Genomic DNA, 24,449 nt, shown 5'->3' with positions numbered 1-24,449 from the left:
CTGATGGGCAGGTCCCGAGGGGAGCGAAGGCTGGCGCCGGAACACTAGGGCGTTCCGTCCCTTTTTTGGGTTATTCCAAGCTCTTGTTTCCGATTTTTCGGGGCAGGACAACCACCGAAATGCATTCCGCCATGCGCCGAGGCGGCGTACACTATGGCGACGATCGATCATGATGACCCCCGAGCCCCTCCCCGACGTCCGCCAATTGCTCGCCTTCTATCTGGAGGCGGGAGTCGATTGCGCCTTGGCCGACGAGCCCATCAACCGGCTGGTGGAGCCCGACGCCGCGCCCGCTGCCGGACCTGCCGCCCATCAGGCGGCGCCGCCGCAGGCCGGCCGGCTGTCGGCGCCGGCGATCATTCCGCCGCGCGGCGAACCGCCGCCTCCGCCGGAAGCGGCCGTCGCCTCGGCCCGCGAGGCGGCGCGGACAGCACCGACCCTGGAGGCGCTGCGCGCGCTGCTGGAGACGTTCGACGGCTGCGCGCTGAAGCAGACGGCGTCGCGGCTGGTGTTCGCCGACGGCAATCCGCAGGCGCGCATCATGCTGGTCGGCGAGGCGCCCGGCCGCGACGAGGACATCGAGGGCCTGCCATTCGTCGGCCGCTCCGGCAAGCTGCTCGACCGCATGATCGCCGCCATCGGGCTCGACCGCAGCAAGGTCTACATCGCCAACGTCATTCCCTGGCGCCCGCCCGGCAACCGCACGCCGACGCCGCAGGAGACGCAGATCTGCCTGCCGTTCATCCGCCGCCAGATCGAGCTGGTCGATCCGGACGTGCTGGTGACGCTCGGCAACCCGTCGACCCAGGCGCTGCTCGGCACCACCGAGGGCATCATGCGCACCCGCGGCAAATGGCGCGACTACGACACCGGCAAGCGCACCATCCGCGCGATCGCGACGTTCCATCCGGCCTATCTGTTGCGCTCGCCGTCCTACAAGCGGCTGTCCTGGCAGGACCTGCGCGCGATCGCGACGATGCTGGCGGTCTGAGCCCCAGTCTCTCGGTGTCATTGCAAGCGAAGCGCGGCGAAACGTTACGGTCCTTTGGGCCGCACGATCGCCCAGCCGATGCGCAGCACCGGCTGGCGGCCGTTGATCAGCCAGTCGAAGCTGCGCGGCACCTCCGGCACCAGCCCGGGAAAGCGCTGGGCGATCTCCGGCGGGGGGGTGCCGACCGTGTCGGAGGCGCGCCACACCACGACGCCGCCGCTCTCGGCGAATTTGGCCGGCGTGACCCAGGGCGTCCGCTGCGGGGTGGCATCGAGGAACAGATGCGCGCGGCGGCGGCCGAGCGCGACCAGGCTGGCGAGCTGCGGATCGCCGGCGACCGCCTGCAGCCGCTGGTTGGTACGGCGCTCGAAACTCTCGACGAAGAAACGGGAGATGTCGCGGGCCGGCATCGCCGTCGCGACCTCGCGGTCGCCGAGCAACGGCAGCACCACAGCGCTGCCCGCCGCGAGGATGGCGGGCGCGGCGACCGCAACCGCCCAGACCAGGCGCAGCAGCCGCTGCCGCCGCAGATAGATCAGATCGCCCGACGCGACCACCAGGGCAAGGCCGACCATGGTCAGGGTCACGGCAGTGCCGCCGTACACGGTCGGGAGGCCGAACAGAGCGGAGATCAGACTGCCCGCCAGCGCTGGTGCAATCGCGAAGCAATAGACGAAGTCGCGCGCGAGTGGCGGCACCGAGCGGCGATAGATGATCGGCGCATCGGTCTCGCCGCGATCGATCCAGCCGGCGTCGAGCAGCACCAGCAGCAGCACGGCCGAGATCGCCAGCAGCAGTCCCCCCGCCAGCGCGAGCCAATGCCAGGCGCGCACCGAGAGCTCGGCGAGAACGGGCAGCGCCGGTAGGCCGACGCTGTCGGAACGCAGCACGAAAATGAGATAAGGCAGTGCCAGCGCCACCACCACAAGCAGCGCGAACAGCGGATCGAACGAGCGCAGCACGCGGCGGCCCTGCGCGGTCGAGACCACGAAGCCCGCGATCAGCAGCAGCAGGCCGGCGGCGGCCGGCGTGGTCAGCAGCAGCAGGCCGGCCTCGATCGACCAGGCAAACCAGGCGTTGCGCCGGCCCTCGCCGAGAATCCGCCAGCTATGGAGCAGCAGCAGCGCCCAGAGCGGACGCGCCAGCACCTCCGGACCGAATTCCAGCGTGGGCGCACCGAACGCGGTGATGGTCATGGTCAGCAGCACGGCGAGCACCGCCTGCTGGCCGCCGACGATCGCCGCCGCGAGGAGATACATCACCCACAGACTGAGCGCCGAGCACAGCACGGCCAGCACGTAGACGCCGAGCAGATGATCGCCGGCGAGGCGATAGGCAATGTCCGACAGCCAGAACGACAGTGGCGGGCCGAGATCGGTGCCGACCTGGTACTCGCGTCCGAACGCGATGGTGGTGGCAAGCTGGCCGGGCGGGCTGCGATAGAACAGCACGGCCACGCCGAGCCACATCAGGGCCTGGCACAGCACCACGATGACGACGACCAGCCGCGGCCTTGCGCGGATCAGTTCGACAACCAGTGACGTGAAACGCATGAACGGCTGGATCGCTTAGCTGGATCGCTGAGGACGTCGAAGAGGCCGGCAGAACCGTCGCTCATCCGCAGCAGCCTCGCTGTCCGACGCCCGCAATCGATACCGCATGATCGGGGCGCACAAGACCGCCCCCGCTGCGAGGAGTGACACTTCGTGCCGGTTCGCTATCTCAAGCTTTAAGACCGCGGCGCGATCGAGGCAACCAGCATCAGGCCCCGAGCGAGATTTCGGTGGACGTGACCACGGTCACCTCTGCGAAAAGGTCGGGCTCCGGCACCTCGGTCCAGGGCTGATGCTTGCGCCGGGCGGCGACGACCGGCGCAAACAGGCTGCGATGATGTACCGAGGGGCCGAGCCGGTCCAATGCGGCGAGGTGTTCCGGCACAGCATAGCCCTTGTGCTGCTCGAATCCGTAACCGGGGCAATCCTGCGCCAGCGCGCACATCAGCCGGTCGCGCGTGACCTTGGCGACGATCGAGGCGGCCGCGATCGACATCACCAGACCATCGCCGCCGATCACCGCCTCGCACGCGCAATTGACGTCGATGCGGTCGCGACCGTCGACGAACACGTGCTTCGGCGCCTCGGGCAGCGCCCTCACGGCGCGAGACAGCGCCCACAGCGAGGCACGCAGGATGTTGTCGCGGTCGATTCGGGCCGGCGAGGCGACGGCCACCGCAAACGCAGACGTCTTGCAGATCTTGTCGAACAGCGCCTCGCGCTGCTCCGCGCTCAGCCGCTTGGAATCATCGAGCCCCTTCGGAATGCGCGCGGGATCGAGAATCACGGCAGCAGCGACCACCGGACCAGCCAGCGGCCCCCGTCCCGCCTCGTCGCAGCCCGCGACCGGCCAGATCCCCTGCTTCAGCAGCGCACGCTCCCGCCGGAAGCTCGGCGGCGCCACCGCGATGACGCCCTTGCCGAGCTTGGCGGCGGTCTTGCCCTTGGCGCTCTGCGGCGCAGGCTTGGTCCCGGCCTTTGCAGCGGCGCTCTTCGCCACGGCACCGCTGGCGGCCTTCGCCCTGCCCGGTTTCTTTGACTGATCGCGAATCATGGCCGGCATGGTGCGGAACGGCCCGCGGCGGTGCAACCCGAACGGACCTCAATTCCCCGCTATTCGCACCCTCTCCAGCAACCGGCTACGCCGGCAGATGCACCCGATCATCGTCGCCGACATCGATTCCCGGCGCCACCACCACTTCCCAGACATGACCGTCCGGATCGGCAAAATAGCCGGTGTAACCGCCATAGTCGGTCCGTTGCGCGAGCTTCAGCAGCAGCGCGCCCTTCTCCACTGCCGACGCGAGCGCCGCATCGACCTCGGCCTCCGAACGGCAGTTCCATGCCAGCGTCACGCCGCGGAATGCCTGCGGCCGCGGCGTGTCCGGCACACCCGCGTCGTGGGCGAGCGCGCTCCACGGGTACAGCGCCAGCACCGTCCCGCCAGTGTCGAAGAATGCCACTTCCTCGCCGGTCGCGCGGAATTTTCTGACGAAGCCGAGCGATGCATAGAAGGCGATGCTCCGCCGCATCTCGGATACACCGAGTGTGATGACGGTGAACCGCGGGATAACCGCACCTGCACTCATCGCGCCACCTCCACACATGTCAGAACAGGCTGAGCTGCTGCCCGCCGCCCTTCGGCCGGACGAAATGATCGGTCGTCAGCTTGGTCCGGCGCTTGTTCAGCCCAAGCTTTTCGCAGGCGATCTCGAAGCGGCGGCCGATCATCCAGGCCATCGGGCCTGTCCCCTTCATCCGCGTGCCCCATTGCGAGTCGTAATCGCGGCCGCCGCGCATGTCGCGGATCAGGGTGAAGACGTGGCGGTAGCGGTCGGGATAATGCTCGAGCAGCCATTCGCGGAACAGGTCGCGCACCTCCAGCGGCAGCCGCAGCAACACATAGGAGGCTTCCTTGACCCCGGCATGGGCGGCGGCATCGAGGATGCGCTCGATCTCGCTGTCATTGAGCGCGGGGATCACCGGCGCCACCATCACCGTCGTCGGGATGCCGGCCTTGGACAGCGCCTGCAACGCCTCCAGCCGCTTCGACGGCGTCGAGGCCCGCGGCTCCATCGTGCGCGCCAGCTTCGGATCCAGCGTGGTCACTGATATCGCGACCTTCGCCAGGTTCTTCTTGGCCATCCGCGCCAGGATGTCGGCATCACGCATCACCAGCGCCGACTTCGTGACGATCCCGACGGGATGGCCAACCTTTTCCAGCACCTCGAGGATGCCGCGCATGATCTTCCGCTCGCGCTCGATCGGCTGGTAGGGATCGGTGTTGGTCCCGATCGCGATCATCCGCGGCTCGTAGCCGCTGGCCGCGAGCTCCTTCTCCAGGAGCGCGGGCGCATCCGGCTTCACGAACAGCTTGGATTCGAAGTCGAGGCCAGGCGACAGCCCGAGAAACGCATGGGTCGGCCGCGCGAAGCAGTAGACACAGCCGTGCTCGCAGCCGCGATACGGATTGATCGAGCGATCGAAACCGATGTCTGGCGAGTCGTTGCGGGTGATGACCTTGCGCGAGGTATCGGTCGCGACCGTGGTCTTGAACGGCGGCAGGTCTTCGAGGCTCTGCCAGCCGTCGTCGAAGACAACGCGCGCCTCCGCCTCGTAGCGGCCGCTCGCATTGGATTGTGCACCCCGGCCGCGGCGCCGGCCCCGTTCGATGGCGACCGCGAGTTCCGGGAAGTCCTTGTCAGGACCGAAAGAAGGCGCGCCCGCCGGCTCGGAGGGCACCGGGACCGGCGGGCGCTTGAGGGCATGTGAAGATGCTCGGCTCATGGCCAAGACATAGCACACAAAAAGAACATTACAAGAACAAAAGAGAACATCTGCGTGGTGGTTCTGAGCCGGCGCAAGGCCAACCATCACATTCCCGTTCTATCCTCGCAGCGCACTGGAACGGGACGGTGCGGCATTACTCTAATGCACTCTCCCGCGGGCGCGAAGCGGACGGCAAGCGAGGTTACATGAACATCACGTCTTCCCACCAGACGATCCCGGCCGATGATCTCGACCTGCTCGACCGCTACTGGCGTGCGGCCAATTATCTCTCGGTCGGGCAGATCTATCTGCTCGACAACCCGCTGCTGCGCGAGCCGCTGAAAGCGGAGCACGTCAAGCCGCGCCTGCTCGGCCACTGGGGGACGACGCCCGGACTGAATTTCATCTACGCCCATCTCAATCGCGCCATCCAGGCCCAGGATCTCAGCGTCATCTATATCTGCGGTCCCGGCCATGGCGGTCCGGGCATGGTCGCAAACACCTATCTCGAAGGCACATACAGCGAGATCTATCCGGATATCACGGGCGATGCAGATGGCCTGCGCAAGCTGTTCCGGCAGTTCTCCTTCCCTGGCGGCATTCCGAGCCATGCGGCGCCGGAAACGCCGGGCTCGATCCATGAAGGCGGCGAGCTCGGCTACGCGCTGGTGCACGCCTATGGCGCGGCGTTCGATAATCCCGATCTGATCGTGGCCTGCGTGGTCGGCGACGGCGAGGCCGAGACCGGCCCGCTCGCCGCGTCCTGGCATTCGAACAAGTTCCTGAACCCGGCCCATGACGGCGCGGTGCTGCCGATCCTGCATCTCAACGGCTACAAGATCGCCAATCCCACCGTGCTCGGCCGCATGGGCGACGCCGAGCTCAAATGCCTGTTCGAAGGTTACGGTTATGAGCCGCTGTTCGTCGAAGGCGCCGAGCCCAGGGCGATGCATCGGCAGATGGCGGACGCGCTCGATGTCGCGCTCGCAAGCATCCGCTCGATCCAGCAGAATGCGCGTCAGCCGGATGCAACGATCCAACGGCCGCGCTGGCCGATGATCGTGCTGCGCAGCCCGAAGGGCTGGACGGGCCCGAAGGAGGTCGACGGACTCAAGGTCGAAGGTTTCTGGCGTGCCCACCAGGTGCCGATCGCCAATCCGCGCGGCAAGCCGGAGCATCTCGCGCTGCTCGAAGCCTGGCTGAAGAGCTACGAGCCGGACACATTGTTCGACGCGCAGGGCCGGCTGATGCCGGAGCTGCAGGCGCTGGCGCCGAAGGGCGCGCGGCGCATGGGCGCCAACCCGCACGCCAATGGCGGCTTACTCAAGCGTGAGCTCAAGCTCCCAAACTACCAGCATTTTGCGGTCGACGTGTCCTCTCCGGGCCAGACCATCGCTGAAGCCACGCGCGAACTCGGCAAGTTCCTGCGCGACGTGATCACGCTGAATGCAGAGACACGCAACTTCCGCATCATGGGCCCGGACGAAACCGCCTCGAACCGGCTCGATGCCGTGTTCGAGGTCACCGAGCGGGTGTGGATGGAGGGCATCGAGCCCTACGACGTCCACCTCGCCCATGACGGCCGCGTCATGGAGGTGCTGAGCGAGCACCTCTGCCAGGGCTGGCTGGAAGGCTATCTGCTCACCGGCCGCCACGGCCTGTTCTCCTGCTACGAGGCGTTCATCCACATCGTCGATTCGATGTTCAACCAGCACGCCAAATGGCTGAAAGTGTCACGCGAGCTGCCGTGGCGGCGCCCGGTCGCGTCGCTGAACTATCTCCTGACCTCGCATGTCTGGCGGCAGGACCATAACGGCTTCAGCCACCAGGATCCGGGCTTCGTCGACCTCGTCGCCAACAAGAAGGCGGACATCGTCCGCATCTACTTCCCGCCGGACGCCAACACGCTGCTGTGGATCGCCGACCACTGCATGCGCACCTATGACCGCATCAACGTCATCGTCGCCGGCAAGCAGCCTGCGCCGCAATGGCTGTCGATGCAAGATGCGGCCATCCATTGCGACGCCGGCATCGGCATCTGGTCGTGGGCCGGCACCGAGCCCGCCGACGAGGAGCCCGACGTGGTGATGGCCTGCGCCGGAGACGTCCCGACTTTGGAAACGCTCGCTGCCGTCGATCTGCTGCGCAAGGAATTGCCCGACCTCAAGATCCGCGTCGTCAACGTCGTTGACCTCATGACCCTGCAGCCGAAGCAGGACCATCCGCACGGCCTCAGCGACCGCGACTTCGACAGCCTGTTCACGACCGACAAGCCGGTGATCTTCGCCTATCACGGCTATCCGTATCTCATCCATCGTCTCACCTACAGCCGCACCAACCATGCCGGCATGCACGTGCGCGGCTTCATCGAGGAAGGCACCACGACGACTCCGTTCGACATGGTCGTGCTCAACGAGCTCGACCGTTTCCACCTCGCCATCGAGGCGATCGAGCGCGTGCCCGGCCTCAGTGTGTCGGCGGCCCATGTGAAGCAGAAATTCCGCGACGCACTGATCGAGCATGCCCGCTACATCCGGGCGCATGGCGAGGACATGCCCGAGATCCGCGACTGGGTCTGGCCGAACAGCACCGGCGACACCACGCCGACACAGGCAGGCGACTGACGTCGCCCGCACACCTTATATGACGGTTCGATGAATGATCCAACGCAAGGACTTGCGTGCGGTGCTGAGGCACGGTGACGGCATCGGAAACCTGATCGATGCCGTCATGAAATCCCAGATCATCAAGGAGCTCGGCGAAGCCGACATCCTGCTGCCGTCACTGATTGCCGACGGTCTCGCTGCCAACGACCGTGTCAAGGTGCGCATGAGCGCGCTGCAGGCCGCCGCCCAGCACGCTCAGGCGCCGGAACAGCGGCCGACCGATCTCTCGACCGAGTGCCGCGCCGCGCGCATCGCACCGGCTGATCTCGCGAGCCTGATCGGCGGCGCGCATCGCACCGCGACCGGACGCCTTGCCGCTCCCGGTCTCGCCGCGCTGATCGGTGATATCGAAAACGATACGCGCGCGATGATCCGCGCGGTCAACGCCGGACGAAGCTCCGAGGGCCAGTCTGCCGAACGCCGGCTCGGCACGATGCAACGCGCGGGCCTGCTGACGATAGGCGACGAAATCGATTTCACGCGCGTCGCGCGTCTGACTGGCGCCCAGGAAGAAGCGGACAGCCTGCACCGGCTGGTGATGGATCTCCACAAGGCGCTCAACCGCATCGCCGCCGACTGCGCCGAGGACACGCTCGACGGAGCTCATGTGTACGGGCTCGCCGCTGACGACAAGCCCGCTGTCGTCGCGTTCATGCGTGGGCTCAACGCGACGCGCGCACTCAAGTTCGACCATCCCGGCCTGGACACGATGGCGACCCGCGCCGGCGAACGCCTCCTAATCCAGAACGACATCGGCACCACCGATGCGCATGTCATGGTGATCGCGGTCCAAGGTCTGACGGTCACGGTCACCTACACCGACGTTCACCTCGCCCGCGCGAAGTTCTTCGTTCGCCTGTTCGATGGTTTCGCGGCGACCTGGAGCGGTCTCGACCGTCACACCGGGACGAACCTCGCGGACGAGAACGCGTTCTACCTGGTGACCGGCCAATTCCAGGGCAACACCGCGCAAGCGCGCGACGATTTCCTCACGGCACTCGGCGCCGCGCTGGTGTTCCTGATCGACTGGAACAAGGCCCGGAAACTGCTGCGGACCTGGCTGTCCAAGGATGATGCGATCAGACTTCTCGACTGGGCGGCGCGCAACCGGATCGGCCACCGCGCCTTCCTCGAGCTCGGCGGCAACGAACTGTTGGGTGCGGCCGTCCGGAACGCGGCGCCCCATCGTATCGGCTTCGGCGAACGTCTGGATCGCGCCCTGGGCCGCACCGCTGCAGTCGAATTTCTCAAGGCCGCGTTGCGTGCTGCGACCGAGGGCCTGCAGGCCGGCCGCTCGGTGCGGCTGGTCCGCGACCAGATCGAAGCCGATCTGGTGCGGCATCTCGATCGTGCCGACGGTGCGCTGCTCGCGATCGTGATGCGCCAGCTCGGCCTGGCCCACGACCTCGCCGCCGCGCTGAACCGCGATCTCAGTGCGCTGCAGTCCGGTGTTTCCGGCGACCGCAAGCTGCTGGCCGCACGCGCCAGCAGGATCGAACAGAAGGCCGACCGGATCGCGATCGAGGCCCGCGAGGAGATCACGCGGCTCAAGGCCGAGCCGCTGATCGCGCAACTGGTCGACCGGGTCGAAGAGGCCGTCGACGAACTCGAACAGGCGGCGTTCATCGCCTCGCTCGCGCCGGCTGCGATGCCGCCAACGCTGTCGGCGGCCTTGGCCGAGCTCTGCAAGGTCGCCATTGGCGGGATCGAGGCGGCCGCGAGCGGCCTCGCCGCCGCTGCCGAGGTGCCCGAAGGACGGCGGGCGGATTCCGATGATGCGCTCGCCGCCGTGCTGCGCCTCATGGACAGCGAACACGCGGCCGATGCGCAGGAACGCGCGATCACCGCCCTCGTGTTCACAGCGGGCTTCGACGTCGCGACATCGCTGTCCGGGCTGGAGCTGGCGCGCGCCATCGAGCGTGCGACCGACCGCCTGGCGAGCTTCGGACATCTGCTGCGCCAGTACATCATGATCGATCTCGCGGGTTAGGAACTGCCATGTCCATCATTTGCATTTTCGGCACGAACACCGAGCCATGCTCGGCCGAGACCGTCGGCGCCAAGGCCGCCAATCTGGCGCGCATGGCGACGCTCGGACTGCCCGTGCCGCCGGCCTTCGTGCTTCCCGTCGAGCTCTGCGCCGACATCATTGCGAACCAGGCCGATGCCGAACGGCGCCTGCGCGACGGCCTGCGGGCGGGCATCCGGTTTCTCGAACAGACGACCGGCCGGGTCTTCGGCGATCATCGCCGGCCCTTGCTTGTATCCGTCCGCTCCGGCGCTGCGCGATCCATGCCGGGCATGCTCGACACCGTGCTCAATGTCGGCTGCACCTCGGCTGCCATGCGCGGCCTGATCCGCAGCACCGGACGGCCGCGCCTCGCCTTCGACTGTCGCCGGCGCTTCATCGAGAGCTTCTCCGAGACCGTGCTCGGCTTCGATGCCGGGACGCTCGCGGCGCGGCGCGACGAGCTGGTTGCGCACGAAGGTGTTGCCAACGACCGGGATCTGGACAGCGAAGCCATTGCGCGGCTCGCGGCCGACGAACAGGCGCTGGTCGAGACCGGCAGCGATGGCTGGCTGGAGGATGCCGAAGCGCAGCTCATGGCCGCGGCGCGTGCCGTCTATGGTTCGTGGAGCAGCGAGCGTGCGCAGACCTATCGCAAGCTGCAGAACCTGGAGGACCTGCGCGGCACAGCCGTCACCGTGCAGACGATGGTGTTCGGCAATGGCGGTCTCGGTTCGGGCGCGGGTGTCGCGTTCTCGCGCGATCCCTCCACCGGGGCGCGGCAGCCCATGATCGACCTCGTGCTCGATGCGCAGGGCGAGGACGTCGTCTCCGGCCGCCGCATGCCGGACAGCGAGGATGCGATCACGCGCGCACTTCCCGCTCTGCAGGATGAGCTCGGTGCGGTGCTGCGGCAGCTCGAACAGGCATTCGGCGACGTGCAGGACGTCGAGTTCACCGTTGAAGATGGCCATTTGTGGATTCTCCAGACCCGGGCCGCCAAGCGCACGCCGCGCGCCGCGTTGAGGTTTGCGGTGGATTTGGTTCGCGAGCGGGTCATCGCGCCTCATGAGGCCCTGGAGCGGCTGGCCGACATCGATCTGGAGCGGCTGGTCGAGACGTCGCTGGTCGCGGCCGGCGCCCCGGTCGCAACAGGCATCGGTGCCTCCGGCGGCATCGCCACAGGGCGCGCCGCCTTCGACGCGGACGGCGCCAAGCGGCTGGCCGCCAGCGGCGAGCCGGTCATCCTGATGCGCCCGGATACCTCGACCGCCGATGTCGCGGGCTTCGCCGTCGCAGCCGGCATCGTGACGTCGGTCGGCGCACGCACCGCCCACGCCGCTCTGGTCGCGCGCCAACTCGGGCGGCCCTGCATCGTCGGCTGTCGTGCGCTCGAGGTGCGTGTCGAAGCCGGCTGCGCGACACTCGCCGGAACGCCGGTCGGAAGCGGCGACTGGGTGACCATCGACGGCGATCGAGGCTGCCTCTATCTCGGACGGCTGGAGATCGTGGCGACTCGACCCGACGCCGAGCTGGCCGAGGTCGCGGCCTGGCGCAGCGGTGCGACCCAGCCCGACAAACGGCTGTCCGCCTGACCCTCCCTTTTCCTCCCCGTGCCGCCAAACCGGCATGCTGCAAAATTCCGCAGCGCAGCGGGCTGATTTGGCTATGACAAGATGATAACAATCATGCCGGAGGCGCGACAGATAACGATGCCAGGTTCATGCTGAGCGTGATCATCCCGACCGAAGGTGTCGAGCAGACCGCCGTGGCCACCCTGTCGGCGCTGGTGCCCGGCGCTGCGGCCGGTGTCGTCACCGAGGTGCTGCTGGTCGATCGCTCGCCCGATTCCAGCGTGATCGAACGTGTCGCCGACGTTGCCGGCTGCCACTTCATGAAGTTCGAGGGCTCCCAGGCCGCTGCCCTCGCGGCAGGGGCGGCGAAAGCGCGTGCGCCCTGGCTGATGTTTCTGCCGGCCGGCGCGATGCTCGATCCCGGCTGGATCGACGAAACCATGCAGTTCGTCCAGAGCGTCGCCGCCGCTGGCCGGCCGCGCGCCGGCGTCTTCCGTTATGCCCGGTCTCCCTATGCCGCCATCAGCCTGCGCGACCGGCTGCGCGCGGTTGCGCGGGTCCTGGTCGGACCGCTCGGCGATCAGGGCCTGCTGATCGCCAGGGATCACTACCGGCAGCTCGGTGGATACAAGCCCGACCACAAGCGCGCCGAGACGCGGCTGCTGCGTCAGCTCGGCCGGTCCTCGCGGACGATGCTGCGCAGCCGGATCGTGATGGTGTAGCGGCACGACCATACTTGCCATTGTCAACCAATTGGTTGACAATGGCAAATATTGGAGGCGCCCCCATGAATTCCACCCCAGCCGACGGCCAAGTCGCCGCCATCCGCGCGTTCAACCGCTTCTACACCAGGAAGCTCGGCGCACTGGACCAGCATCTGCTCGACAGTCCGTTTTCGCTGGCCGAGGCGCGTGTGCTCTATGAGCTCGCACAGTACGAGGCCATCTCGGCCAAGGAGATCGGTCTCTCGCTCGGCCTCGATGCCGGCTATCTCAGCCGCATCGTCCAGAGCTTCGACGAGCAGGGGCTGATCACCCGCACGCCTTTGCCAACCGACCGCAGGCAGCAGCAGCTCGGCCTGACCGCGAAGGGACGGCAGGCCTATGCCAAGCTTGACCGCAGCTCGCAGAAGGAGATCGCGGCCATGCTGGCGCCGCTGGCGCCCTCCGTGCGCGACCGGCTGGTCGGTGCAATGACGACGATCGCGACCGCCCTGGAGCCGCAGCAGCCGGGCCGCTCCCCGGTCCTGCTGCGCAGCCATCGTCCGGGCGACATCGGCTGGGTGGTTTCACGGCATGGCGCCGTCTACGCCGAGGAATATGGCTGGGACGTCTCGTTCGAGGCGCTGGTCGCCGAGATCGGCGCACAGTTCATCAGGAGCTACGATCCGGCGCGCGAGCACTGCTGGATCGCCGAGCTCGCGGGCGAGCCGGTCGGCTCGATCTTCCTGGTCAAGGGCAGCGGCGAGGTCGCCAAGCTGCGGCTGCTGCTGGTCGAGAAGAAGGCACGCGGGCTCGGCGTCGGCCGGGCTCTGACCGAACAATGCATCCGCTTCGCGCGCGAGAAGAACTACAGGACGATCGAGCTGTGGACGCAGAGCATCCTCACCGCCGCACGCGACATCTATGCCCGCGCCGGGTTTCGCAAGATCGCCGAGGAGCCGCACGCCATGTTCGGCGTCCCGCTGACCGGCGAGACATGGCGGCTGGAGCTGTAGCCGCGCGGCTAGCACAACAACCGCCGGTAGGCCGAGATCACCTCCACAACAGGCTGCGCATGCCGATTGCGAAGTTCCGGCGCGCCGGTAGTATCGCGCCAAACCGGGGCGGGTATCGGCAGTGATGCAATCGATGGTGCGTTCGAAGCTTGCGGCGCTTGTCGCGCTGGCAGGCTTGTTTGGGGTCGAGGCCGGGACGGCGGCTCACGCCGCACCCAAAGGGCGCGCAACGGTCGCGATTACGCGCACGACGGACTTCCTCTATCTGGCGGCGCCGGCGGCGATCGAGATCAATGGCGCCAAGGTGGCGAGCCTTGGCCGCGGCGAGAGCTATAGCGGCCCGATTGCGCCGGGCGCCACCACGATCACCGTATCGACATGGTCCTCGCCGGGCTCGTCGAACATTCGTTTCACCGCCGTGCCCGGCAAGACCTACCGGATGGTCGTGGGGCCGCGCGGCCAGAATTTCGCGGCCAGCATGATGGGCGGCCTCATCGGCGCGGCGATCGAAGGCGGCGGCGCTTTCGATATCGTACCAACGAAGTGAGACGCGCGATCAACGCGCGATACGGCATTGCGCCGTGGCCCTACGCCGTCGCGCCCTGCGCCTTGGGCCGGCGCAGATGCTCGTCGAGCCGCGGCATGATCTCGACGAAGTTGCAGGGTCGCGTGCGATAGTCGAACTGGGCGGCGAGGATGCCGTCCCAGCCGTCACGGCAGGCGCCCGGTGATCCCGGCAGGCAGAAGATGTAGGTCGCCCCGGCGACGCCGGCCGTGGCCCGGCTCTGGATCGTCGACGTCCCGATCTTGGCGTGGCTCAGCATGTGGAAGGCGATCGAGAAGCCGTCCATGCGCTTCTCGAACAGGGGCTCGATCGCTTCCGGCGTGACGTCACGGCCGGTGAAGCCGGTGCCGCCGGTGGTGATGACGACGTCGACGCCGGGGTCGGCGATCCACGACTTCACCACCGCGCGAATCTTCTCGACATCGTCGGTGACGATCTCGCGCGCCGCGAGCTTGTGGCCGGCGGCGGTCAGGCGGTCGCTCAAGGTGGTGCCCGACTTGTCGTCGGCGAGCGAACGCGTGTCCGACACCGTCAGCACGGCGATGTTGAGGGGAATGAAGCTCTTGCTCTCGTCGATCGCCATGAGCGCGTCTCCTACAGCGAACCGGCGCTGAACGTATTGCAGGCCTGCACCGTGCCCTGCTGATAGCCGACCATGAACCAGCGCTTGCGCTGCGCGGCAGAGCCATGGGTGAACGAATCCGGCACCACCCGTCCGGTCGCCTTCCGCTGCAGGGTGTCGTCGCCGATCGCCGAGGCCGTCGTCAGCGCGGCGTCGATGTCGCCATCCTCGAGGAAGCCCGGACGCTTCTTGGCCTCACGATTGACCCACACCCCGGACAGGCAGTCGGCCTGCAGCTCGACCTTGACCTGCAGCGCGTTGGCTTCGGCCTTGTTGTCCGACTGCTGCTGCATCCGCGTGACGCGCGGCAGGATGCCGAGCAGGTTCTGGACGTGGTGTCCCGCCTCGTGGGCAATGATGTAGGCCGCGGTGAACTTGCAGGCGCTGCCCGAGCAGCCCCGGAAGCGCGTCTCGACCTCGCGGAAGAAGTTGGTGTCGAGGAAGATCTGCCGGTCCGGCGGACAGTAGAACGGCCCCATCGCCGACTGCGCCATGCCGCAGCGGCCGCCATTGGTGCTGTTGCGAAACAGCACGATCTTGGGCCCGGTATAATTCTGGCCGCTGGCCTGGAAGATCTCGCTCCAGCGGTCGTCGATCTCGCCGAGCACACCGGAGATCATGTCGCCCATCTCGTCCTTCGGCGCGCCGGTCTTGCCGGGCGACCGCCGGTCGGCCTGCTCCATCGGTGCGCCGCCATGGGTGATCATCTCGGCGCCGCCGATCAGGATACGCGGGTCGATTCCGAAGGCGTAGCCGATCAGGCCGAGCACGATGATGGTGCCGATGCCGAGCCCGCCGCCGCCGATCGGCAGACCCATACCGCCGCCCATCCCGCCGCCTTCATCGCGACGGTCGTCGATGTCGTCGCTGCGACGGAAATCATCGTAACGCATGGCGGCCTTTCCTCACTGTCCTTGCGCGGCTCTGCGCGAAATGCCTAACGCGGCAAACAGGTAAAATTTCCACTGTGTTAATCAATAACCCGGCCGGCAAATTTTGCCTAGCGCGAGCCGAAAAATCCGGCATGTGCAACCTCCCCTCGCCGGGCGGCGCGTGCGCGCGAAGCGAAAAAGCCCATCGCAATCGCCACGTTGCGCAGAGATCATCGCGCATCGACGAACGGCTCATCATCGTCGGTGCGCGTGATGAACGCGTGCGCATCGATGCGAAAAATTTTCCCGATTAAGTCCATTTTTACTTTGCCACGTCAATGTGTGGGCAGTCGGTTGTTAGGTCCCGCGTCGCCGACAGCGTCGCCTGAGTCAGAGTTCTTGAGTCATGGTAGAGTCGCGTCGCGGGGCGTCTGCAAAGGCGCCCCGCACTAAATTTCAGCCGCTTGAAGAGCAACGAATCATCGTCGGCGACTGCGTCGCCGAGATGTCGAAACTGCAGGCCGCATCCGTCGACCTGGTGTTCGCGGATCCTCCCTACAATCTGCAGCTCAAGGGCGAGCTCAAGCGTCCCGACGAATCGCAGGTCGATGCCGTCGACGACGATTGGGACAAGTTCTCCTCGTTCGCCGCCTATGACGACTTCACCCGCGCCTGGCTGCTCGCCGCGCGCCGCGCGATGAAGCCGAGCGCGACGATCTGGGTGATCGGCTCCTATCACAACATCTTCCGCGTCGGCGCGATCATGCAGGATCTCGGCTTCTGGATCCTCAACGACATCGTCTGGCGCAAGTCCAACCCGATGCCGAACTTCCGCGGCCGCCGCTTCACCAACGCGCACGAGACCATGATCTGGGCCGCGCGTGACGAGAAGGCGAAGGGCTACACGTTCAACTACGAAGTGCTGAAGGCCGCCAACGAGGACGTTCAGGCGCGCTCGGACTGGCTGATTCCGTTGTGCACCGGCGAGGAGCGGCTGAAGGACGGCGACGGCAAGAAGGTTCATCCGACGCAGAAGCCCGAGGGCCTGCTGGCGCGGGTGCTGCTGTCGTCATCGAAGCCCGGCGATCTCGTGATCGATCCGTTCAACGGCACCGGCACGACCGGGGCCGTGGCAAAACGCCTCGGCCGCCGCTATATCGGCTTCGAGCGCGACAAGGTCTATGCGAAGGCAGCAGAGCGGCGCATCGCCGCGGTCGAGCCGCTGCCGGAGGCCACGCTCGCACCATTCATGACGGCGCGCGAAGCGCCGCGCGTCGCCTTCTCGGAGCTGATCGAACGCGGCATGATCGCGCCCGGCACCAAGCTCGTCGACTCCAAGCGCCGCCACGGCGCGCTGGTGCGCGCCGATGGGGCCATCATGCTGGGCGACAAGGTCGGTTCGATCCACCGCATCGGCGCGGTGGCACAAGGTCTGCCGGCCTGCAACGGCTGGACCTTCTGGCATGTCGAGACGAAGGGCGGCCTCAGGCTGATCGACGAATTGCGCGCCGAGATTCGCTCCGAGATGTCCGTCGCCTGACGCTCACGAATTCCGGCGTTCCTGTCCGGAATAACGCGCCAGCAGGTCTTCGACCTCGTACTGCTCATCGTAGCGAGCGTCGTCGCGCGGCACGACCGAGACCTGCGCAGTCGACTGCGACGATTTACCCCTGCGTCCCGCCAGGGCCGGATAGTAGCTGTCCACCGGCGGCAGCTGCATGCGATCGAGCTCAGGCTCCGCCGGCCAACGCGTGACGCGCCGGGCGGCCGCCGGCTCGATGCGGAGCTGCCGCCTGCCCCGGGCGCGCGCAAACAGCACGCTGATCGAGAAGCCCGCAATCGCGACTGCGCCGAGGAAAGCGAACATCCGCGTCTTGGACGCATCGTCCCCGGACATGCCGATCGTCACGGCCGGCGACGCATCCGCAGCGGCCAGCGCCGGCGTCGCGGGAGCTGCCGCTTCCGCGGCGCTGGTGTCGCTGGCGGCAGCGAGCGTGTAGGAGGATGCGCGCGGCGCGCCGGGCTCCGCCGCTGCCTGCAGCGTGCCGGACTGGTCGGGCCAACGCGTCGCAACAGCAGATTCGTTCACAGCCGCGCCGACCGGGTCGGGCGCACCCGCCGACGCTGACGCGACGGGCGCCGGCGCGGCGACCGGTGCAGGCGCGGCAGGAAATGCAGCAACCGACGGAAACGCAGACGTCGCCGGCACAGACGCCGCAGCGGTCGGCGTCGAGGACGCGACCTTCACCTCATCGGCGGCGTCCTTGGACGACGATTGGATCTCGGCACGTGCATTGGCCGCGGTCGACGAGAGCTGAGCCCGCTCCTTCTGCGAGGCGAGCTTGCGCGTGACCAGCGACGCGCCCTTCGCTTCGCGATCGTCGTCGCGCAGATACCAGCACTGCTTCTTGGTCGCGCGATCGATGCGATAGAACCAGTGCTTCCCCGCCGGCGTCCCCGCAGGCTTTGCAAGGCATTCGTCTGCAGCCGATGCCGGTGTAAACTCGATTGTCGTCGCAGCCGCTCCCGCCAGCACGGCGATAGCAACGCACGGCAACAAACTCGTCGTTCGATTCGTCATCAGACCTCCGACGATTCAACGCGCCCCCGTTGCGCCGTTTCGGCGATGACTTCGTTCGGAATAAGGCTGCGGAGGTTCCATTTGTCGAAACAATGTTAGAACAGCGGTGTCCTTTGGATGCGTTCTAATATTTTCGGGCTGTTTTGTCGCAGCAACAGTGGGAATAGTCGACGCTGTGTCTCCCATCGTGCGTTATGTCGCTCACGACAAACACGCGGATGTGAGAAAACCCAAGACTGCAATCATGAATGCCAATCACCGCGACGCGCAAAGCCGACTTTGATGCGCGTGCGACTCATTTGATCTTCATCAATGCCTTCTCGACGACTTCGCGCGTGTACGGCTTCTGAATCACCGGCATGTCGGACAGCTCCGCCGGAATCGGCGCACGCTCGCCATAGCCGGTCGCGAACATGAAGGGCACGCCGAGTTCCTTCAACCGGTGCCCGACCGGCAGGCTGCTCTCCGCGCCAAGGTTGATGTCGAGCAGCGCGAAGCTCGGCACCGCGCGCTCGATCGACTTCAACGCCTGATTGACGGAGGCCGCGGTGTCGATGTGCCGCGCACCCAGCTCGAGCAGAATCACTTCGGCGCCCATCGCGATGATCAGATTGTCCTCGACGATCAGCACCGTACCGGACAGCCGCGGCGTGTCCTCTTCCTTGAACTGATGACGGGAGGGAGCGCCTGTCATCGCCGGCACCATCTGGACGAAATTGGCAGGGATCACGAAACGCGCCTGCACGCCGAGCAGGTCGAAGCGGATCTCGGCGTCGCCCTTGAGGTCGAACGGCACCGAACGCTCGATGATGGTGGTGCCGAAGCCGCGCCGCGACGGCGGCTGCACAGGCGGGCCGCCGCTCTCCTTCCAGTCGATGACCAGGCTCGAGCCGGGATCGAGCCGCCAGATCACCTGCACCTGTCCGGTGGAGTCGGCCAGCGCGCCGTATTTCGCCGAGTTGGTCATCATCTCGTGCACGACGAGCGCGAGCGTTGCGAACGCCTTGGGGTCGAGCGCGACATCCGGCCCTTCCATCAGCACCCGCCCTGCCCGCGAACCGAGATAGGCCCCCGCTTCCGATTCGAGCAGTGCGCGCAACGCGACCGGCGCCCAATTGAGATTGGTGATCTGGTCGTGGGCGCGCGCCAGCGACTGGATGCGACCGCCGAGCACGGAAGCGAACTCCTCGACCGAGCTCGAGGTCTCCTTGCTGTGCGCGACCAGGCCGCGCACGAGGCTGAGGATGTTGCGGACGCGGTGATTCAGCTCCGCGATCATCAGCTCCTGCCGCTCCTGTGCGCCGCGGCGCTCGCGCGCGGCGAGCTCCGAAAGCTGCAGAATCACTTCAAGCAGAGTGATGCGCAGGCCCTCGGCGATGCGCAGGTCCGCCGAAGACCATGGCTTCGACTGGCCGGCCACCGTCTGCTGCCACAGCTCGAAGCTCTTGCGCGGCGTCAGGCGCGGCCCGAGCGGCCCCTCGGCATAGGTCTTGTTCGGATCGCCCGCCCAGTTGACCGAGCGCAACACCTCGCGGCGGAAGAAGATCAGGCAGTCGCGCGGCGTGCGCGAGATCGGGACGGCGAGGAAGCCGGCGGCGCGATCGCGGAATACCTCGCCGGCCGCGTACACCTTGGCAATCTCGGCGCTGGCGCAGATGCGGCCGGGGGAGGTCCGGTTGATGAAGCCGATGAGGTCCTGCACCTCCTCTTCGGTCGGCGTCTCGCCCTCGAGCGTGATCTCGTCGTCGGACCACACGGCGATGCCGTCGCACTCGATCATCTGCCGATAGTCGGCGACAAGGTCGAGGATCGCGCGCTTGCTGTGCGCCTGCGCAGCCGCGCGCTCGATCAGCCGTTCCTGGATCTGATGCGCACGCGCCTCATAGGCGACGTCGGTCTCGCGCTCGCGCGCCTCGAGCAGCCAGGAGTACATCTGGCCGAACAGCTCGGCCGCGGTACGCTTCTCGAACGACAGATGATGCGGCGCATAGTGATGGCAGGCGAACAGGCCCCACAGCTTGCCTTCGCGCAGAATCGAGACCGACATCGACGCGGCGACGCCCATGTTGCGGAGATACTCGATGTGAATGGGCGAGACCGCGCGCAGCACGCTCATCGACAGGTCGAGCAGTCCGGCATTGTGCGTAGGCGTCGACTGCAGCGGCGCAGGCGCGGCGTTGATGTCGGCGATGATCCGGAGCCAGTTGCGCTGATAGAGCTGCCGCGCCTGCTTGGGAATGTCCGAGGCCGGATAATGCAGCCCGAGGAACGGCTCCAGGCCGGTGCCCGCGACCTCGGCGATCACCTCGCCCGAGCCGTCGGGATGAAACCGATACACCATCACCCGATCGAAGCCGGTCAACAGCTTGAGCTGGCGCGCCGCCTCCTGCGCCAGATCCATCATCCCCGTCGTCTTGCGGATGCGGCCGAGCATCAGCCGCACCAGTTCGCCGGAATTGACGCCGGGCTCGATCAGACTGGGCTCGGCCTCGACGACGAGATACGCACCGGAAAAGTGGATGGCGAGGTCGAAAAGCTTGCCACGACCCTGCAGATCGACGCCGAACACGCGCTCGACCGCATCCGGGCCGCTGAGATAGTCGACCCTGGCACGGATCGCGGCCGCGGCCGCCTCCGAGAGCACGGCGTCGAGCGGCTGCTGCAGCAGCCATCCGAGGTCGCCGCCGAGAAAGTCCGGCGCGTTCTCCGAGGCCATGCATATGGTGAAGTCCGACACCAGCGCCAGCAGGAATCCGAACGGCTGAACCGTCCCGGGAACATGGATCGGCTCGCGATCGCAATTGGTGAGGTTGACCGGCTCGTTCATGCTGCTGCCATCGCCTTCGCAAACATCGCGAACGCTTCGCGTGCACTCATGATCACTCTGACATCGTCGCCGGGAGGAAGCGGCTCTTCCGCAAGCTGTGACAGGAAGCTGCGCCACAGCCCCTGCCCCGCGCCGTGACGCAGATAGCGCGTTGCCCGTCGCACGCGGGGGTCGGCCGAAGCCGCGACGATGCGCAGCAGATAGGCCGCCCCGAGACGCGAGCCTTCCAGGACATAGAGCGTGCCGAAGACGAAGGCACGATCGAGCGGCCGCGCCGGCAGCTCCATGGGAACGATACGGCCGTTGAGATCGGCAAGATCGGCGCGGATCGCCTCCGCGCGCCGCCGCCGGGTCCAGTCGCCGAGCATCGCGTCGGCGCCGGCACGGTCGAGCATCTGTTCCAGCGGCAACAGCACGGCCGCGCTCGCCTGCAGGAAGCGGCGATAATGCGCCGTTGTGGTCAGGTCGAAGCGGCTGAGGCGCTCGTCGAGGGCATGATGAGCCGCCGACGTGGCGGCCTTCAATCTGTCGCGAATGCCCTCGGTGCCGTCAGCGGGAATTGGATCATCGGAAATGGCAGCCAGCGACATCAAGGGGCTCAGAAAAAGGAGATGGGGCCGCACGGCGCGCCACGGCCTCATGCAACGTCACTGGAACGGGTGAGTTCCCGCTCCAAGCGACGTTTTTTCTGGCATCCCCGGGGGCCTTGGCATTCCTCAGGCCGAGACCTCGGCGAGCGCCTTCTTCACCGCCGGCCGTTCAGCCATGCGCTTGAAATGAGCGGCGACCTTCGGGAAGGCGTTGATGTCGACGCCGTCGCCCTCGAGCCATTGCGCGATCGTGAACAGATAGGGATCGCAGATCGTGTACTGCTCGCCCATCACCCAGGGACCGCGCAGCATCTTCTGCTCGATCAGCGCGAAGCAGGCGCCCATCGTCTCCGGCACCTTCTTCTTCATGTCGGCGAAGGAGGATTCTTCGGTGGCCCAGCGATAGCCGCGCATCTTGTGCGCGTGGGCGATGTGGACCGTCGAGCAGAGATAGCTGGTGAACGACTGCACCTCCGCGAAGGCGAAGACATCGTCGAGCGGTGCAAGACGAGCCTCCGGGAAGCGCTGCGCGATATAGGCGAGCATCGCCGGCGTCTCGGTCAGAACCCCCTGCTCGGTCACCAGCGCCGGAACGCGCCCCTTGGGATTGATCGCGAGATAGTCCGGGCTGTTCTGCTGGTTGGTCTTGAAGCTGAGCTTCTCGGCGACGTAGTCGGCGCCGGTCTCGGCCAGCGCGATGTGTGAAGCGAGCGCGCAGGTGCCTGGCGCCACATAGAGCTTGAGCATGGTGATCCCTGACAAGACGAGACGCGAACCTAGCGGCGGCGGCATCGGCCGTCCATCCCGCTGTCGAGGGAACACGTCTGCGCAGCCAGCATGCGCCGGCGGTCGGGCAAACGGCAAGGCGGCCTCAGGTCACAGCGGCGCCACATCCATCGTGTGGACCGCCGTCGGGAAGTAGCGGAAGCCGTCACCGGCCTTGCCGATGTGCCCGATGCCCGGCCATGGGAAGTGATAACCGAGAATCCGCGTCCGGTTGGCGGCGAGCATGTCGAGCACGCGGACGCGGGTCTTGGCGGCCTGCTTCGGGTCGGTGTCATAGGCGAACTCGATCAGCGGCTTTTCGATCAGCAGCACCGGATGATGGGAGATGTCACCGATATAGGCGAGCTGATCCTTGCCCGACTGGATCAGGAAGATCGTATGCCCGACGGTGTGGCCCGGCGTGAACATCGCCTGGACGCCCGGCAGGAACTCCTGGCCGTCCTTGAAGAAGGTGATGCGGTCCTTGACAGGCACGAGATTGCGCACCGCCTGCTCGTAGAACGCCTTGTAGTTGGGGCCGACCTTGGCCTCGTCGGTCCAGAAGGTGAAGTCGGCTTCGGAGATGAACAGCTCGGCATTGGGGAAGCTCGGCTTGCCGTCCGGGCCGATGACGCCGCCGCAATGATCGATATGGGCATGCGTCATGACCAGCGCATCGACGTCCTTGGCCTCGATGCCCGCCTGCTTCAAGGTCATCAGCATCTTGCCGGTGGTGTCACCGAACAGCTTCGAGACACCCATGCCGTTGTCGAAGATGATGATCTTGTCTCCCGTGTTGAGCACCAGGATGTTCTGCTCGAGGGTCGCGGCGCCTGTCGGCAGAAAGTTGCTCGTCAGCATCGCATCGAGATCACCGGGAGAAATGCCGAGGAACGCCGCATGGGGATCGCCGAGCGGCAGCACGCCGTCGGAGATGATGGTGGCCTCGGCCGAGCCGAGCTTGAAGCGGAAGAAGGTCGGCGCCTGCGTTTTCAGGAACGGCCCCTTGGCCAGGACGGGACTCGTGAGACCGTACAGCCCGGCCGCAGCGCCAAGGCCCAGCATCGAACGACGTGAAAATCCTGTTAGCTTTGTCATCTTTGCCTCCCCAAATCGATCTTATCCTTGCTCGCGTTGGTCCGAGCTGCCGATCATGATGTTGTCACTTCAACAAGGTGCCGACGCTTTCCCCTTCTCGATCAGCACGCCCGTTCTCGATGAGCACGCCGCTCATGGTCATGTGCAGCACCGGTTTCCGCGCTCACCCCTCATGGTGAGGAAGCGCGCAGCGCCGTCTCCGGACGATGCTACGCATCGCCGGGAGAACCATGAGGCCCCAGGGTGGCCTCGCCCTTCGAGACGCCCGCCTGCGGCGGGCTCCTCAGGGTGAGGAGCAGCAGCTCGGAACAGGTCTGCGCGCTCGAAGAGCACGACCATCAAACACAATCTAAGATTATCTACATCTGCAATGCAGTCGCAACGTAAAAGACAAGCCAAGCGAAAGGATTCACCGCTGCAGTCGCGAAACTTGGCGCAGCATCGGCGGTTGCTTGCAGAATGATCGTTCCAGGCGACGCGACGCAGGGTCCATCGGCGCGGATCGGATGTCTGGCTATGCGAGTCAGGCACGCCCCTGCCCTTGAGAAGCAGTGTTCCTGTCGATCGATGGCGAAACACGACAGACGCGACCTCGCCGTCTCGCGGCGCGACGCGCCCGAGCTGTTGCCGAGAAGGACCCTCGCAAAGAGGAGGGCGCAGGGAATGCCGGGTGCTGGCCGCAACCCATGGCCCGCCTGCAACAAAGAAAGCAGGCGGCAGTCACCACAGGTCCAGCCGGTCATCCGGCATTCCCTGCGCGATGGGCTTCCGTCTTATACGTGATCTCCCCGGGGACCGGCTGTCTTGCCCCCGTCACCGGCGGATCATCATCACCGCCCGCTTGGCATCAGCACCGGGATGCCGGGACCACACGATTTCAACGTCCGCGAAAGACCTCGCACCCACCCCACGCCGGCAAGCCGACACAGCGCTGCACGAGACCGGTCGACGTCGTTCGTCTGACGACGCCGTCGCAGCCACCGCATCCCGCCCCGCGTGTCGTGACGACGCGTACGCCCCTCCTGCCGGGACGGAACGGGGCTGATAAGACACCTGATTTGGGGGTGAAGTCAAGAGAAATTCTGAAAAACGGAACTTGCATCTGGATGACTGCCAGGGTTGGCCCGCTGCAGTTGCCTCGTCGCCTCCCGCTCGTCGGAGCAGGTTTTATGCAGTGGACTGCACCCCTCAAGTGAGACACGATAATCTCAGTGACAGGCATTCCGAGGATGACCTGTGGCAGCAAGAGGG

General features: G+C 66.4%; 20 protein-coding genes. 9 read left to right on the top strand and 11 right to left on the bottom strand.

Annotated elements, in window-relative coordinates; all coding sequences use genetic code 11:
• The first annotated feature begins 172 nt into the window (after window positions 1-172).
• Window positions 173-991 (top strand): uracil-DNA glycosylase, encoded by an 819-nt coding sequence (locus ACQR2C_RS21975; protein WP_434882171.1) that lies wholly within the window; start codon window positions 173-175, stop codon window positions 989-991.
• A 44-nt stretch (window positions 992-1,035) separates the two neighbouring features.
• Here ACQR2C_RS21975 and ACQR2C_RS21970 read toward each other — a convergent pair whose 3' ends face one another.
• The 4 genes from ACQR2C_RS21970 to ACQR2C_RS21955 all read right to left on the bottom strand — a co-directional run bounded on the left by ACQR2C_RS21970 (window position 1,036) and on the right by ACQR2C_RS21955 (window position 5,331).
• Window positions 1,036-2,544 carry a glycosyltransferase family 39 protein gene (locus tag ACQR2C_RS21970; protein ID WP_434873996.1) on the bottom strand — a complete coding sequence of 503 codons (1,509 nt, stop codon included), beginning with the start codon at window positions 2,542-2,544 and terminating at the stop codon, window positions 1,036-1,038.
• A gap of 208 nt (window positions 2,545-2,752) precedes the next feature.
• Complete coding sequence (locus tag ACQR2C_RS21965; RefSeq protein WP_434882093.1) at window positions 2,753-3,607, bottom strand: ribonuclease HII; 855 nt, start codon at window positions 3,605-3,607, stop codon at window positions 2,753-2,755.
• Between the two features lie 76 nt (window positions 3,608-3,683).
• Entirely contained in the window at window positions 3,684-4,133 is a 450-nt protein-coding gene (locus tag ACQR2C_RS21960; protein WP_434882092.1) for a VOC family protein, read from the bottom strand.
• 19 nt (window positions 4,134-4,152) lie between these two features.
• Window positions 4,153-5,331 (bottom strand): PA0069 family radical SAM protein, encoded by a 1,179-nt coding sequence (locus ACQR2C_RS21955; protein WP_315802880.1) that lies wholly within the window; start codon window positions 5,329-5,331, stop codon window positions 4,153-4,155.
• A 188-nt stretch (window positions 5,332-5,519) separates the two neighbouring features.
• Here ACQR2C_RS21955 and ACQR2C_RS21950 point away from each other — a divergent pair, with 188 nt between their 5' ends.
• The 6 genes from ACQR2C_RS21950 (at window position 5,520) to ACQR2C_RS21925 (ending at window position 13,825) form a co-directional block, all read left to right on the top strand.
• A complete protein-coding gene (locus ACQR2C_RS21950; RefSeq protein WP_434882091.1) occupies window positions 5,520-7,937 on the top strand; it encodes a phosphoketolase family protein in 2,418 nt (805 codons plus the stop codon).
• 106 nt (window positions 7,938-8,043) lie between these two features.
• Window positions 8,044-9,969 (top strand): hypothetical protein, encoded by a 1,926-nt coding sequence (locus ACQR2C_RS21945; protein ID WP_434882170.1) that lies wholly within the window; start codon window positions 8,044-8,046, stop codon window positions 9,967-9,969.
• A gap of 8 nt (window positions 9,970-9,977) precedes the next feature.
• Complete coding sequence (locus tag ACQR2C_RS21940) at window positions 9,978-11,582, top strand: PEP/pyruvate-binding domain-containing protein (protein WP_434882090.1); 1,605 nt, start codon at window positions 9,978-9,980, stop codon at window positions 11,580-11,582.
• Window positions 11,583-11,710: 128 nt separating this feature from the next.
• Window positions 11,711-12,283, top strand: coding sequence for a glycosyl transferase (locus tag ACQR2C_RS21935; RefSeq protein WP_315802821.1), 573 nt, complete (start codon window positions 11,711-11,713; stop codon window positions 12,281-12,283).
• A 65-nt stretch (window positions 12,284-12,348) separates the two neighbouring features.
• Window positions 12,349-13,278, top strand: a complete 930-nt coding sequence (locus ACQR2C_RS21930) for a bifunctional helix-turn-helix transcriptional regulator/GNAT family N-acetyltransferase (RefSeq protein ID WP_316217310.1) — start codon at window positions 12,349-12,351, stop codon at window positions 13,276-13,278.
• A gap of 133 nt (window positions 13,279-13,411) precedes the next feature.
• A complete protein-coding gene (locus ACQR2C_RS21925; RefSeq protein WP_316178186.1) occupies window positions 13,412-13,825 on the top strand; it encodes a hypothetical protein in 414 nt (137 codons plus the stop codon).
• A 40-nt stretch (window positions 13,826-13,865) separates the two neighbouring features.
• Here the strand turns inward: ACQR2C_RS21925 and moaB are convergent, their stop codons facing one another.
• A complete protein-coding gene (moaB, locus tag ACQR2C_RS21920) occupies window positions 13,866-14,426 on the bottom strand; it encodes a molybdenum cofactor biosynthesis protein B (protein WP_316178184.1) in 561 nt (186 codons plus the stop codon).
• An 11-nt stretch (window positions 14,427-14,437) separates the two neighbouring features.
• Window positions 14,438-15,358 carry a KPN_02809 family neutral zinc metallopeptidase gene (gene ypfJ / locus ACQR2C_RS21915; protein ID WP_316178183.1) on the bottom strand — a complete coding sequence of 307 codons (921 nt, stop codon included), beginning with the start codon at window positions 15,356-15,358 and terminating at the stop codon, window positions 14,438-14,440.
• 131 nt (window positions 15,359-15,489) lie between these two features.
• Between ypfJ and ACQR2C_RS21910 the strand changes: the two genes are divergently transcribed.
• Window positions 15,490-15,651, top strand: a complete 162-nt coding sequence (locus ACQR2C_RS21910) for a hypothetical protein (protein ID WP_434882089.1) — start codon at window positions 15,490-15,492, stop codon at window positions 15,649-15,651.
• Between the two features lie 92 nt (window positions 15,652-15,743).
• The gene (locus tag ACQR2C_RS21905) at window positions 15,744-16,877 is read left to right on the top strand and encodes a site-specific DNA-methyltransferase (RefSeq protein WP_316178181.1); all 1,134 of its coding nucleotides are present in this window, start codon (window positions 15,744-15,746) and stop codon (window positions 16,875-16,877) included.
• A gap of 3 nt (window positions 16,878-16,880) precedes the next feature.
• Here ACQR2C_RS21905 and ACQR2C_RS21900 read toward each other — a convergent pair whose 3' ends face one another.
• The 5 genes from ACQR2C_RS21900 to ACQR2C_RS21880 all read right to left on the bottom strand — a co-directional run bounded on the left by ACQR2C_RS21900 (window position 16,881) and on the right by ACQR2C_RS21880 (window position 23,198).
• The gene (locus ACQR2C_RS21900) at window positions 16,881-17,894 is read right to left on the bottom strand and encodes a hypothetical protein (RefSeq protein ID WP_434882088.1); all 1,014 of its coding nucleotides are present in this window, start codon (window positions 17,892-17,894) and stop codon (window positions 16,881-16,883) included.
• Window positions 17,895-18,213: 319 nt separating this feature from the next.
• Window positions 18,214-20,745 (bottom strand): HWE histidine kinase domain-containing protein, encoded by a 2,532-nt coding sequence (locus tag ACQR2C_RS21895; protein ID WP_434882087.1) that lies wholly within the window; start codon window positions 20,743-20,745, stop codon window positions 18,214-18,216.
• Window positions 20,742-21,335 (bottom strand): biliverdin-producing heme oxygenase, encoded by a 594-nt coding sequence (locus ACQR2C_RS21890; RefSeq protein WP_434882086.1) that lies wholly within the window; start codon window positions 21,333-21,335, stop codon window positions 20,742-20,744. Before ACQR2C_RS21890 ends, ACQR2C_RS21895 begins: the two co-directional genes overlap by 4 nt.
• 126 nt (window positions 21,336-21,461) lie before the next feature.
• The gene (locus tag ACQR2C_RS21885) at window positions 21,462-22,082 is read right to left on the bottom strand and encodes a glutathione S-transferase family protein (RefSeq protein WP_434882085.1); all 621 of its coding nucleotides are present in this window, start codon (window positions 22,080-22,082) and stop codon (window positions 21,462-21,464) included.
• A 129-nt stretch (window positions 22,083-22,211) separates the two neighbouring features.
• Window positions 22,212-23,198, bottom strand: coding sequence for an MBL fold metallo-hydrolase (locus ACQR2C_RS21880; protein WP_434882084.1), 987 nt, complete (start codon window positions 23,196-23,198; stop codon window positions 22,212-22,214).
• Between the last annotated feature and the right edge of the window lie 1,251 nt (window positions 23,199-24,449).

The organism is Bradyrhizobium sp. HKCCYLRH3061 (assembly GCF_051168015.1).
Classification (GTDB): Bacteria; Pseudomonadota; Alphaproteobacteria; order Rhizobiales; family Xanthobacteraceae; genus Bradyrhizobium.
The sequence above is the reverse complement of the archived record's forward strand: the minus strand, read 5'-3'. Positions and strand labels throughout refer to the sequence as shown.